General features: G+C 64.0%; 12 protein-coding genes. 8 read left to right on the plus strand and 4 right to left on the minus strand.

The genetic code is table 11. The annotated features are described in order from the left end of the window. Positions 1-201: 201 nt before the first annotated feature. The 5 genes from recN (at position 202) to AC1RZR_RS17605 (ending at position 6,117) form a co-directional block, all read left to right on the plus strand. Positions 202-1,875 (plus strand): DNA repair protein RecN, encoded by a 1,674-nt coding sequence (gene recN, locus AC1RZR_RS17585; RefSeq protein WP_481825418.1) that lies wholly within the window; start codon positions 202-204, stop codon positions 1,873-1,875. 112 nt (positions 1,876-1,987) lie between these two features. Then, positions 1,988-4,192: an NAD-dependent DNA ligase LigA gene (ligA, locus tag AC1RZR_RS17590; RefSeq protein WP_481825419.1), complete on the plus strand. Its 2,205-nt coding sequence runs from the start codon at positions 1,988-1,990 to the stop codon at positions 4,190-4,192. Next, on the plus strand, positions 4,192-4,884 hold the full coding sequence (locus AC1RZR_RS17595; RefSeq protein ID WP_477275009.1) for a DUF2461 domain-containing protein: 693 nt from the start codon (positions 4,192-4,194) through the stop codon (positions 4,882-4,884). Before ligA ends, AC1RZR_RS17595 begins: the two co-directional genes overlap by 1 nt. A gap of 211 nt (positions 4,885-5,095) precedes the next feature. Further along, entirely contained in the window at positions 5,096-5,824 is a 729-nt protein-coding gene (locus tag AC1RZR_RS17600; RefSeq protein WP_477274591.1) for an AzlC family ABC transporter permease, read from the plus strand. After that, complete coding sequence (locus AC1RZR_RS17605; protein WP_477274593.1) at positions 5,821-6,117, plus strand: AzlD family protein; 297 nt, start codon at positions 5,821-5,823, stop codon at positions 6,115-6,117. Before AC1RZR_RS17600 ends, AC1RZR_RS17605 begins: the two co-directional genes overlap by 4 nt. Positions 6,118-6,301: 184 nt before the next feature. On the opposite strand, the gene AC1RZR_RS17610 is transcribed toward AC1RZR_RS17605, so the two are convergent. The 3 genes from AC1RZR_RS17610 to AC1RZR_RS17620 all read right to left on the minus strand — a co-directional run bounded on the left by AC1RZR_RS17610 (position 6,302) and on the right by AC1RZR_RS17620 (position 9,745). Further along, positions 6,302-8,146: an aminopeptidase P family protein gene (locus AC1RZR_RS17610; RefSeq protein ID WP_481825420.1), complete on the minus strand. Its 1,845-nt coding sequence runs from the start codon at positions 8,144-8,146 to the stop codon at positions 6,302-6,304. Between the two features lie 142 nt (positions 8,147-8,288). Next, positions 8,289-9,161, minus strand: a complete 873-nt coding sequence (locus tag AC1RZR_RS17615) for a 50S ribosomal protein L11 methyltransferase (protein WP_481825421.1) — start codon at positions 9,159-9,161, stop codon at positions 8,289-8,291. 8 nt (positions 9,162-9,169) lie between these two features. Further along, positions 9,170-9,745, minus strand: coding sequence for an SCO family protein (locus tag AC1RZR_RS17620; RefSeq protein ID WP_477274599.1), 576 nt, complete (start codon positions 9,743-9,745; stop codon positions 9,170-9,172). A gap of 189 nt (positions 9,746-9,934) precedes the next feature. Here AC1RZR_RS17620 and AC1RZR_RS17625 point away from each other — a divergent pair, with 189 nt between their 5' ends. The 3 genes from AC1RZR_RS17625 (at position 9,935) to AC1RZR_RS17635 (ending at position 11,905) form a co-directional block, all read left to right on the plus strand. After that, the gene (locus AC1RZR_RS17625) at positions 9,935-10,441 is read left to right on the plus strand and encodes a CreA family protein (RefSeq protein WP_477274601.1); all 507 of its coding nucleotides are present in this window, start codon (positions 9,935-9,937) and stop codon (positions 10,439-10,441) included. Positions 10,442-10,512: 71 nt separating this feature from the next. Then, positions 10,513-11,154: a DapH/DapD/GlmU-related protein gene (locus tag AC1RZR_RS17630; protein WP_477274603.1), complete on the plus strand. Its 642-nt coding sequence runs from the start codon at positions 10,513-10,515 to the stop codon at positions 11,152-11,154. A 325-nt stretch (positions 11,155-11,479) separates the two neighbouring features. Continuing rightward, positions 11,480-11,905 (plus strand): low affinity iron permease family protein, encoded by a 426-nt coding sequence (locus AC1RZR_RS17635; RefSeq protein WP_477274605.1) that lies wholly within the window; start codon positions 11,480-11,482, stop codon positions 11,903-11,905. Positions 11,906-11,939: 34 nt separating this feature from the next. Here the strand turns inward: AC1RZR_RS17635 and AC1RZR_RS17640 are convergent, their stop codons facing one another. Continuing rightward, positions 11,940-12,806, minus strand: a complete 867-nt coding sequence (locus AC1RZR_RS17640) for an SDR family NAD(P)-dependent oxidoreductase (RefSeq protein ID WP_481825422.1) — start codon at positions 12,804-12,806, stop codon at positions 11,940-11,942. Between the last annotated feature and the right edge of the window lie 149 nt (positions 12,807-12,955).

A 12,955-nucleotide genomic window follows, 5' to 3' on the forward strand; every position in this document is an offset into this window, starting at 1 on the left:
CCCAGAGCATTGGACCGAAGCGTGTAAAACGCTTTTTCGGATTGATCCTACGCTCAAACAAAAAGATAGTGCGGCGCTGCGACTCCAGATGGTCGCGTGCCGCCTTAAGGCGCGTCGCGCTTTAAGTCTTTTGTTTTTGTGCATGCCGCAGTCCCAAAACCGGGTCCACTTTTCGGCGACACGCAATAGGTCCGGGCTCCGATGCTTTCCAGACTGTCGATCCGCGATATCGTCCTGATCGAGAAGCTGGATATCGACTTCCAGCCCGGTCTGTCCGTGCTGACCGGCGAAACCGGTGCCGGCAAATCCATCCTCCTCGATGCCCTGTCGCTAGCACTTGGCGCGCGCGGCGATGCGTCGCTGGTGCGCCATGGTGCGGCGCAGGGCCAGGTGATCGCCGTCTTCGACGTGCCACGCAACCATCCGGCCCGCGCGCTGCTTGCCGAAAATGCCATCGACGATGACGGTGACATCATCCTGCGCCGCCTGCAGACGGCCGATGGCCGCACGCGCGTCTTCGTCAACGATCAGCCGTCGAGCGTCACGCTGATGCGCGATGTGGGTCGCGCGCTGGTCGAGATCCACGGCCAGCATGACGAACGCGCTCTGGTCGATCCCGGCGCCCATCGCGAGGTGCTCGACGCTTTCGGCGGCCATCTTGGTGCCGTTCGCTCGACCGGCGAGGCATGGCGGCACTGGCGCGCCTGCGAGCAGGAACTGTCGCGTCACCGCACCAAGGTGGCGGCTGCCGCGCGCGAGGCCGATTATCTGCGTGCGGCGGTCGCGGAGTTGACGAAGCTCGATCCGCAGCCGGGCGAGGAGACCGATCTCGCCGAACTGCGCGCATCGATGATGCGGGCGGAGAAGATCGCTTCCGAAATCCATGACGCGCAGGATGTACTGTCCGGCCCGTCGTCGCCCTTGCCGCAACTGGCGAGCCTGCTCAGACGGCTGCAACGCAAGGTGACGGAAGCGCCGGGCCTGCTCGACGACGTGGTCAAATCGCTTGACGAGGCGATGCTGTCGCTCGATGCGGCGCAGTCGGGTGTCGAGGCGGCACTTCGCGCCACCGAATATGATCCACAGCGGCTGGAGAAGGCGGAGGAACGGCTGTTTTCGCTGCGCGCGGCATCGCGCAAGCACAGCGTCCCTGTCGACGACCTGGCGCAGTTGCGCGATACGATGTCGGCCGATCTCGCCGATCTCGATGCCGGCGAGGAGCGCCTGCACGGGATGGAAAAGCAGGCCGCCGCGGCGCGTGAGACCTATGACATCGCCGCTGCTCAGCTGTCCTCGCTTCGTCATGCGGCGGCGATCGGCCTGACCAAGGCGGTGATGGCCGAATTGCCTGCGCTGAAGCTCGAACGCGCCGCCTTCATCGTCGAGATGAAGAGCGAGGCCGAGAGCCGCATGGAAGAGGGCATCGACCAGATCGAGTTCTGGGTGCGCACCAATCCCGGTACACGGCCCGGGCCGATGATGAAAGTTGCTTCCGGTGGCGAGCTTTCGCGCTTCCTCTTGGCGCTGAAGGTGGCACTGGCTGACCGTGGCTCGGCGCCGACGCTGGTGTTCGATGAAATCGATACTGGTGTGGGCGGCGCCGTGGCGGATGCCATCGGCCAGAGGCTGGCGCGGCTGTCGAAGCGCGTGCAGGTGCTGTCGGTCACGCATGCGCCGCAAGTGGCGGCGCGCGCGGCGACGCATTTCCTGATCTCCAAATCGGGCAGCACCGATCGCGTTGCGACCGGCATTGCCGAAATGGATCGGCCGGCGCGGCAGGAAGAGATCGCGCGCATGCTGGCCGGCGCCACCATCACCGACGAGGCGCGCGCGGCAGCCGAACGGCTGTTGCGCGAAAACACTACGGCGGCATAAGAATAACCGGCGTCATGGACCGAGTCAGGATATGGCTCCATCCTGCTGTTCAGGAATGATTTTCCCAAAATCCTGATCTATTGTGACGCGCCACAGTTCAGGGAAGAAAAGCATGGCCGAAAAACCTGTCGATTCGCTCAGCGAAAGCGAGGCCGAAGCCGAGCTGATGCGCCTGGCGGAAGAGATCGCCGAGCACGACCGGCGCTACCATACCGAGGACGCGCCGATCATCACCGACGCGCAATATGATGCGCTGACACGGCGCAACCTTGCCATCGAGCAGCGCTTCCCGGCGCTGGTACGCGAGGATTCACCGTCGCGCAGGGTTGGTGCTGCGCCGGCGGAAGGCTTCGCCAAGGTGCGTCACGCGGTGCCGATGCTCAGCCTCGCCAAGGCCTACACCGACGAGGATGTCACGGATTTCATCGAACGCGGCCGGCGGTTCTTCGATCGCGACAAGGATCTCGACATCGCCTTCACGGCCGAGCCGAAGATCGACGGTTTGTCGGCTTCGCTGCGTTATGAGGGTGGCGTGTTCGTGCAAGGCGCAACGCGCGGTGATGGCACCGTCGGCGAGGACATCACCGCCAATCTCAGGACGATCGCTGACATCCCCGCGAAGCTGAAAGGCTCGGGCTGGCCTGAGGTCATCGAGATACGCGGCGAGGTCTATATGACCTACGCGGAATTCGAGGCGCTGAAGCAACGCTCGGCGGCGGTTGGTGGCCAGGACTACGTCAATCCGCGCAACACGGCGGCTGGTTCCTTGCGCCAGAAGGATGCATCCGTCACCGCTAGCCGCAACCTCAAATTCTTCGCCTATGCCTGGGGCTATACATCGGAGGATCCCGCTCCGACCCAGTACGATTCCGTGCAGAAGTTCAAGGATTGGGGTTTTGCGATCAGTCCGCTGATGGTGCGGGCGAAGTCGGCCGAGGACCTGATCGCGCATTATCATCGGATCGAGGAGCAGCGCTCATCGCTGGGCTATGACATTGACGGCGTCGTCTACAAGGTCGACCAACTGGAACTGCAGCGCAGATGGGGTTTCGTCACGGGCGAGCCGCGCTGGGCGGTTGCGCACAAATTCCCCGCCGAACAGGCGATGACGACCGTGCAGAAGATCGACATCCAGGTCGGACGCACCGGCACGCTGGCGCCTGTCGCGCGGCTGGCACCCGTCACGGTTGGCGGCGTCGTGGTCGAAAATGTCACGCTGCACAATGAAGACTACATCAAGGGGCTGGACAGCACGGGCCAGCCGATCCGCGACGGCATCGACGTGCGCATCGGCGATACGGTGGTGATCCAGCGCGCCGGGGACGTCATTCCGCAGATCGTCAGCGTCGTCATCGACAAGCGTCCGTCCGATGCCGCGCCATACGAGTTCCCGCACATTTGTCCGATCTGCGGCTCGCCGGCGACGCGGGAGATCAACGAGAAGACCGGCAAGGAAGATTCCCGCCGCCGCTGCACCGGCGAACTGATCTGCCCCGCGCAGGCGGTGGAAGGATTGCGCCACTTCGTGTCACGCGGTGCCTTGGACATCGAAGGCCTCGGCGCTGAAAACATCGACACTTTCTTCAATGCGGGATTGATCAAGACAGCCGCCGATATCTTCACGCTCAGGGATCGCCGCCCTGCCGTCACCAGGGCGCTGGCCGAGCGGCGCGAGGAGCAGGCCAGGCAGCGCGAGGCCGCATCGGGCAAGACGCGCAAGAATGTGCGCAGCGTCGAGGATCGGAATTACGAAGGCCTCGACAAGCTGTTTTCTGCCATCGACTCGCGCCGCGAACCGGAACTGGACCGTTTCATCTTCGCGCTGGGCATCCGCCACATCGGCGAGACGACGGCGGCGGTGCTGGCCCGGACCTTCTCGACCATCGAGGAGTTGATCCGCGTCGGCAAGGAAACGGCAGCGGCGGCCGATCCACACACGGTATTCCCATCGGTCAACGGCATTGGCGACACGGTGATCGATGCACTTCGGGATTTCTTCGGCAATGAGCGCAATGACGACGTGCTTGACGCGCTTCTCGTGCAGGTCAGGCCGAAGCCGTATGTCGTGACCATCTCGGCCGACAGCGCGGTCGCCGGCAAGACCATCGTGTTCACGGGCACGCTGGAAAAGGTGACGCGCTCGGAAGCCAAGGCGATGGCCGAACGCCTTGGCGCCAAGGTTGCCGGCTCGGTGTCCGCCAAGACCGATCTTGTGGTGGCCGGGCCGGGTGCCGGCTCCAAGCTCAAGGTCGCCAGCGAGCTCGGCATTGAGGTGATCGACGAGGACGCCTGGCTGGCGCGGATTGGCAAGGCGTGATGGAGGGCGCATTCAAGGGGTTCGGGCAGAAGGCCATTCCGTTCCTGAAGGCGCTGGATTTCCATCAGAGCCGGGAGTGGTTCCTGGAAAACCGCGACCTGTTCGAAAAGGAGTTGCGCGACCCCTTTGGCGATCTGGTCGAAACGCTTACGCAGCGTTTCGCGGAGGCAGGGATCGGGCTGCGCGGCGACCGCAAGAAATCGCTATTCCGCATCAATCGCGACGTGCGCTTCGCCAAGGACAAGCGGCCTTACAACCGCCATTTGTCGGCGATCCTGTCGCCCGACGGCACCAAGATGGAGCAGGGCGTTTTCTACGTGCATATCGGGCTCGAGGGTTGCTTTGCCGGCGTCGCCTGGTGGCAACCCGAGCCGGCTCTGCTGCTGGCGATGCGCCGGGCCATCGAAGTGTGGCCTGACAGATTTCGCGCCATGGTAAAAGCGCTGGTGAAAAACGGCCTCGAACTGGATGCCGAAGGGGGCATGAAGCGGACACCGCGCGGCTTCGAGCATGTCGACGATGCCGATCTCGTCGCGGCCATCCGCAACCGGCATTTCGCCGTCCGGCATGCGATCGATCCGGCTGGGATCCACGGTCCGGCGCTGGTCGACGAACTCGTCGATTTCACTTTGCGCGCCAAGCCGCTGCTCGACTGGGGCAGGGCGATCCAGGGCAAAGTCCTCGCCGGCTAGAGCAATTCCAGGAAAAGTGTGACACGGTTTCCGTCCGAAATTGTGTCAGAACAAAGAGATAGAGCGGTTCGCCGTTTCTGTGAAACGGTAAGCCGATCTAGCCTTCGACAAGGCGCCACGACGATCATTTTCGCTGATCGTTTGGCTCAAGCGAATTCGTGTGACAAGACAGGCCACGCCACCTACATCCGCCGTTCCCGAGGAGTGGTCGATGGCGACGGACGCAATTTCCGAAAGCAGCGCGAAAAGCGATTTCTGGCAAGGCGTGCGGCTGTCGATGCCAGTCGTGGTGGCATCGGCGCCGTTTGCGGTGCTGTTTGGCGCGCTCGCCGTCGATAATGGCTTCTCGGTGTTCGAAGCCTTCCTGATGAGCGCGTTGGTGTTCGGCGGCGCCAGCCAGATGGTCGGCATCCAGCTGTTCGGCCAGCATGTGGCGCCGTGGCTGATCGTGCTTTCGATCTTCGCCGTCAACTTCCGTCATGTGCTCTATTCCGCGGGCATCGGCCGGCGTATCGCGCACTGGCCTGTCATCCAGCAGGCGCTTGGCTATTTCATCCTCACCGACCCGCAGTTCGCTGTTGCCGAGGCGAGGGCGCAATCCGGCCAGACGGTCGGCTTCGCCTGGTATCTGGGACTTGGCCTGCCCGTCTACGTGTTCTGGGTGATCGAAAGCGCGCTTGGCGCGGTGTTCGGCAAGCTGATCCCCGACACGCATGCGCTCGGCATCGATTTCCTGCTGCCGATCTATTTCCTCGGCCTTGTGCTGGGCTTTCGCAAGCGGCCCTTGTGGTTGCCGGTGGTCATTGCCAGCACTGCTGCCTCGATCATCGCCTACAAGACGGTCGGCTCGCCCTGGCACGTCTCGATCGGTGCGGTTGCCGGCGTGCTGCTTGCCGTCATCCTGCCGCCTCACCACAGCGGCGTGAAGGCACGGCCATGAGCACGACATTCTGGATCATCATCGCCGCTGCGATCGCGACCTATCTGACGCGCATCGGCGGGCATCTGGTCATCTCCCGCTTCGACAACATCCATCCGCGCGTCGAGGCCGGCCTCAACGCCGTGCCGGCGGCGGTGCTGACGACGCTGGTGGCGCCGGAGCTGTTGAATGCTGGACCGGCGGAATGGGCAGCACTGGTCGTCACCGCCGTGGTTTCGCTGCGCGGCGGACTGATGGCGATGTTTCTGGCGGGCGCGGCGGTGTTGATCGTCGCTCGGCAGTTCGTCGGGTAGGGCATGTCGAATTTCAGGTGATGACGGCCTGTAAACGGCGGTTTCCTGCGCTTCCGGAGCTCACGTACAAAAAGTACGCTCCGCTCCGGTTCTCGGACCCACCTTGGTTGGTCGCTTCGCGCCCTTCTTCGACTCCGGCTCGTCCTGACCTGAATCTCGACACGCCTTCGGGCGCTTCAGAAAATCAAATCTTCGCATCATGCGGCAGCGGCGCGGTGGCCTTTTCCAGCCAGGCCAGCGTTTCGCCGTCGAGCATCGGCCCGATCTCGGCCAGCACGCGGGCGTGGTACGTGTCGAGCCAGTGAAGCTCGTCGCGCGTCAGGAGATCGGTGCGCACCAGGCGGGTATCGATCGGCGCCAGCGTCAATGTCTCGAAGCCGTGCATGGCGATGTCGCCGCCTTCGACCTGTGTCGCCGGCGTCACCAGGATGAGGTTTTCGATGCGGATGCCGTAAGAACCTTCCTTGTAATAGCCGGGCTCGTTTGACAGCATCATGCCTTCGAGCAGCTTTTCGGTGCCGGTGCGGGCGATGCGCTGGGGGCCTTCATGCACGGCCAGATAGGAGCCGACGCCATGGCCGGTGCCGTGGGCGAAGTCGCAGCCGTGCTTCCACAGCGCCATCCGCGCGACGGCGTCGATTTCCGAGCCGCGCGTGCCGGCGGGGAAACGCAGCGTCGAAATGCCGATCATGCCTTTCAGCACCAGCGTGAAGCGTTCCCGCATTTCCTCGGTCGGCTGGCCGACCGGCACTGTGCGGGTGATGTCGGTGGTGCCGTCCTGATACTGGCCGCCGGAATCGAGCAGGAACAGCTCGCCTGCCTGCAGCTTGCGGCTGGTGGCGCGCGACACCCGGTAGTGCATGATGGCGCCGTTCGGGCCGGCGCCGGAAATGGTGTCGAAGGAGATGTCGCGCAGCGGCATCTGGGTTTCCTCGCCGGTCTGCCGGCGCGTCTCTTCCAGCCTGGTCACCACGGCAATCTCGTCGAGTGAGCCGGGTTTTTGGCGCTCCAGCCAGCACAGCAGCTTGGCCATCGCGGCACCGTCACGGCGATGTGCGGCGCGCGAACCGTTGATCTCGGCCTGGTTCTTGGTGGCGCGCGGGATGCGGGCGGGATCGGGCGCGGCAATCACGGCGCCGCCATTGTCCTCGACCAGCATGCGTAGCCTGTCGGCCGCCAGCACCGGGTCGAGCGCGATTTTCGCACCGCCCTTGGCAAGAGCCACGATCGCCGCCTCGAACTCGCCGGGCTCGTGCGGCTCGGCGAGTTGCGTGAGATAGGCCGCGACCTGTCGTGAGAATTTGCGCCGGTCCATGAACAGCTGGTGCGACCCGTCGGCGGCGAGGATGGCGAAGCCGAGCGCCAGCGGCGTGTGCGGCACGTCGCCGCCACGGATGTTGAGGGTCCAGGCTATGGAGGAGGGGTCGGTCAGCACCGCGTGGGTGGCGCCGTCCTTGGCGATCGCGGTTGCCAGCCGCGCCAGCTTGTCCTTGGCGAGCTCACCGGCAAAACCGATCGGGTGAAGCTCGACGGGGGCCACCGGCGCCTCGGGCTGATCCTTCCAGATGATGTCGATCGGGTTCCTGTCGAGCGGCACCAGCACCGCGCCGGTCTTGTCGGCCGAGGCTTGCAGCGCCTTGACCTCGCTGACCGTGTGCAGCCACGGGTCAAAGCCGAGCCGTGCGCCCTTGCCAAGATTGTCTCTCAGCCAGACGGCTGGCGGCTTGTCGACCAGGCTTTCGATCGAAAAGACGTCGAGATCGACCTCGTGGCGCACCTGCAGCGTGTAGCGTCCGTCGACAAAGACGAAGCTGCGGTCGCGCAGCACGATGGCGACCCCGGCCGAGCCGCTGAAGCCGGTCAGCCATTTCAGCCGCGCCGAGCGGTCGGCGACATATTCCCCCTGGTGCTCGTCGGCGCGCGGCACGATGAAGCCGTCCAGCCCGTTGGCCGCCAGCCACTGGCGCAGCAGCGCAACGCGTGGCTTGCCGACGGCCGGGTCGCCCGCGGAATCGAAGGTCTGGAACATTATGAGCCTCCCTGAATTCGGTGCGACCGTAGCGCATGACCCCGAAAATCGGAATCGATTTCCGGCTGGCGCAACCTGCTACAGCGCTGCCTGCCTGACAACCGGGCGGGCTTGGTCCAAGCTCGTTGCCGGCGTGTCGGCCTCAATGCTTGAGGTGGATCGTCACCCAGCCCTCGCGATGCAAGGTGCGCACATGGCGGAAGTTCTGGCCGACATAGGCCGAGACGACGGCGTCGCGCTGCCGCTCGAGGATGCCTGACAGCACGATCGAGCCGCCGAGTGTGATGTGATTGGCCATTTGCGGGGCCAGCCGCATCAGCGGCCGCGCCAATATGTTGGCGACGATGAGATCGAAAGGCGCGCGCTTGCCGAAGATCGGGTGGTGAAAGCCTGGCGCGGTCACCGTCTCCACCAGCGCCTTGACGTGGTTGAGCCGCGCATTGGCGGCTGCTACCCTCACCGCCACGGGGTCGATGTCGGTGGCCAGCACGGGAATGTGCGCCAGCTTGGCGACGGCGATGGCCAGCACCGCGCTGCCAGTGCCGAGGTCGAGCGCATTGCGCGGGTGCTCGCGGCGCATGACCTTTTCCAGCATTTCGAGACAGCCGGCGGTGGTGCCGTGGTGGCCGGTGCCGAAGGCGAGGCCCGCCTCGATCTCGATGGCGAGTTCGCCGCTGTGGCGCTTCCTGCGGTCATGCGCGCCGTGGACGAAGAAACGGCCGGCGCGCACCGGCTTCAAGCCTTCCAGCGAGCGCGCCACCCAGTCGATGTCGGGCAGGGATTCGCGCTCGATCGGCTTCGCTATGGAAAGACCAGCGAGGATGTCCTTGGCCCGCGCCTCGACGGCATCGACGTCGCCATCGGCATAGAGCGACACTTCGTAGAGGTCGCGATCCTCGTCGACCTCCAGCACGGCGATCGGCAGGCCTTCATCCTCGAAGGCTGCCTCGAACGCCGCGAAAATGCGGTCAGCGCCGAGCTTTCCGGCAGTGAAATAGAGTCGCGTCTGGGTCATGACCTGCGTCAGCCTGCGGCCAGTCGCTTCAACTTGGCGATTGCCGTGTCGGAGCTTTCGCCATAGGCGATGGTGCCGGCAAAGTCGCCCCTGGCGTTGAGCAGCAGCACCGAGGCGGTATGGTCCATCGTGTAGTCGCCGTCGCCGGTGTCGACCTTCTTCCAGTAGATACCGAACGCCTTGGCCATGGCGTGGACCTTGTCCGGGTCGCCTGTGATGCCGGTGACGCGGTCGGAGAAATTGCTGACATAGGCGTTCATGACATCGGGCGTGTCGCGCTCCGGATCGACCGAGACGAAATAGGCGTGCAGGTTCTTGCCGTCGTTGCCGAGCGTCTTCAGCCAGCCGGCCAGTTCGAACAGCGTGGTCGGGCAAACCTCGGGGCAATGGGTGAAGCCGAAGAACACGACGCTTGGCTGGCCCCTGAAGGCGGCCTCGGTGATCGGCGCGCCTTTCTGGTCGACCAGCGTAAAGGCGGCGCCGAAGGGCTCGCCGCCATAGTGGCCGCGGTACCAGTCGAAGGTCAGCCAGCCAATGCCGGCCGCCATCAGGACGAGAATGCCGACCAGAATAGAACGCATCATCAGTAGGGTCCGTCCACAGGAATCATCAGGGGCGCCGGCCACGTGCCGCGCAGCATCCTAGTCTTAGCGGTTCGACCCCGCCCAGGCAAAGTGCCGCGTTGCCGCAACTGCGGTGGTGTCCATGTATCTGCTTGCAAAGCCGGGCTGCTCGCCCCACCTGTGACCGGCAAGCTCGAACCGCAGGAGGCTATGTTGCAAGGACTGATTGGGCGAAAACTGATCGGCGGCGCGCTGGCCGCGTGCGTTGTCCTTGGTGCTGGCACGGCAATCGCCGATGAAGTCGGCAAGGTCGGTGTCGACTGGCTCGGCAACGACATCATCGTCGAGGCGATCAAGGATCCGAAGGTCGAGGGTGTGACCTGCCACGTCTCCTATTTCGATCGCGGCATCATCGATCGCCTGCACAAGGGCAACTGGTTCGAGGATCCCTCCGATTCCTCGATCTCCTGCCGCCAGACCGGTCCGATCACCATCGGCGACATCGACATGAGCGAGGGCGGCGAGGAAGTGTTCAAGCAGGGCATCAGCCTGATCTGGAAGAAGCAGGTGGTGAACCGCATCTACGACAAGGCCAACGAGACGCTGATCTATCTGTCGCACTCGCGCCAGGTGCAGAACGGCTCGGCCAAGATGTCGGTCACAACCGTGCCGCTCTACGGCCAGAACGTGGTGTGGACCAACGGCAAGCCGAAATAAGGGAAGTCGTTCGCAGACGGACAATTGCTCCCGTCTTGCGGGAGCAATTGCTCGGGGGTAAAGCCCCCGGCATGGACCGTTCCGAAAATCTCGTCCCGAAGGATTCCGAGCCGCGTATCCATCCGACCGCGGAACTGAAGGCGTGCAAGCTCGGCCGTTATGCCTCGATCGGCGAGCGGGTGGTGCTGCGCGAGGTGACGGTCGGCGATTTTTCCTATTTCGAACGCCATTCGGAGGCGATCTACACGACGATCGGCAAATTCTGCTCGATCGCCGCCAACAGCCGCATCAACGCGCTCGAGCATCCCATTGAACGACTGACCCAGCACAAGGTCAGCTACCGGCCGAACGAGTATTTTCGCTGGCTGGGCGTCGACGCCGCCTTCCGCGAGCGGCGGCAGGCGAAAGCCGTAACCATCGGCCATGATGTCTGGGTCGGCCACGGCGCGGTGATCATGCCCGGGCTCACCATCGGCAATGGCGCCGTCATCGGTGCCAATGCGGTGGTGACACATGACGTACCACCCTACGCCATCGTAGCCGGGGTGCCCGCCGGACCGCTCAGGTCACGCTTCCCGGCTGCTGTCGCGGCACGGATCGAAGCTCTCGCCTGGTGGGACTGGCCGGTCGCAAAGCTCGCCAGGGCGGTTCCGGACATGCAGGCAATGCCGATCGAGGCTTTCCTCGACCGCTGGGAAAACGACGCCGTCTGACATGCGTCGCGAAAGCGGAGCGACCGCAGTCTGTGTGCCGGTCGGCGCTTTCGGGAAACCATGTTCCGCGCTCTGCGGACTGAAGCCCCTTCCGCCATGCGGGGGTGGCGCGGCGGAAGGGGCCGGAGGTAAACCGCCGTGAAGCGGAAGGAACAGGTTCTCTCGCCTGCATGGTTACAGTGGCATTGAAGCCATAAGGTGTGTTTGCCGCCTTGTTCCCTTCATGCGTGTGTCCAATTGCGCCTGACGTATTTGTTTGCGCCGGGAACCTCAAACGGCTGCCGGTTGTTTCTCATTGCGCCGCAGCCTTGAGGGATTTCGATAGATGGAAAAGCTTTTCACCAAGATCGCCAACTGGGTCGCCCATGTAACGGGCCTGCCGCTGACATTTGCCGCCTGCTGCCTGATCGTCGTCGTCTGGGCGGTGAGTGGGCCGTTCTTCGGCTTCTCGGACACCTGGCAGCTCGTCATCAACACCGGCACGACAATCATCACCTTCCTGATGGTCTTTCTCATCCAGAACACCCAGAATCGCGACGGCGCGGCGATCCAGGCCAAGCTCGACGAACTGATCCGGGTCAGCGAGGGCCACAACACCTTCATCGGCATCGAACATCTGACCGAATCCGAGGTCGAGGAGATTCGCGACAAATGCGAGCGTGCGGCCAGGCGGCATGACGAGAAGATCGCCGCCTTGGCTGCGAAGAAGGCCGTGGCGCAGAAGCGCGGGCCGAAAAAGCACGCGGCCTGAAAGGCTGAAATTCAGGATCAGTCTCCGAGAACGCTCATTGCTTCATGTAGGCCGCGAAAGGCTCCTTGTAGTCCGGGTGCCAGCGCGACAGGGCGGGGCGGTTCTCGATGATGTCGCCGATCGCCCAGGCCATGCGCTTTTCATCCAGCGGCCGCGCCGCTTCATTGTCCGGGCACAGGATGTAGAAATCGCCCCTGGTCAGGGATTCCAGCATGAAATCAACGACCTGTTCCCCGGTCCAGGCGCCGGCCGGTTTTTCCGTCGCACCCTCTGTGAGGCCGGTAAAGGTGAAGCCCGGGATGAGCAGATGGGCAGCGAGATGGGCGCCGGGTTCGTTGCGCAGCGCATGCGCCAGGCCTTCGGTGTAGGTCTTCACCCCGGCCTTCGAGACATTGTAGGCAAGGTTTCCGGGCGGCGTGGTGATGCCTTGCTTGGAGCCGGTGTTGATGATCAGCCCCGGCTTGGCCGAGGCCAGCATGCGCGGCGCGAAGGCTTCGACGCCATGCACGACACCCCAGAAATTGATGTCCAGCAGCCGCTTCCAGGCGTCGCGATTTTCCCACGGCTTTCCAGGGTTGTTGCCGACGCCGGCATTGTTCATCAGCAGCGACACGTCGCCGAAGGCGCCGAACGCCCTTTCGGCGAGACGGTCCATTTCATCCGCCTTCGAAACGTCGGCCGCAACGGCGAGCATGGCATCCTCGCCGGCAATCGCGGAGACGGCGCGGGAGGCGTCGTCGAGACGCGCGCCGCCGATGTCGGCGAGCACGATCTTCATGCCCATCAATGCAAGCCGCTTGGCGGCCGCAAGACCAATGCCGCTGGCGGCGCCGGTGATGACGGCGGTGTTGCCCGGGCCAAGCGCGGGCAGGGCGGTCTGGATTTCGGCGTCGGGGATCATGGGCGATGGGTTCCTTCTTTCGATGGCGCCGAACTTAGCGTTGGAACAGGCTTGCGCAAGCCTCTCTGCGCCCAAAGCGCATCGGGTTTGAAGGGAAACATGCGGGTTCTCAAGGCCTTGTTTTCATGCATGTCGTCGTCCGAAAACCG

The organism is Mesorhizobium bavaricum, from assembly GCF_056781655.1.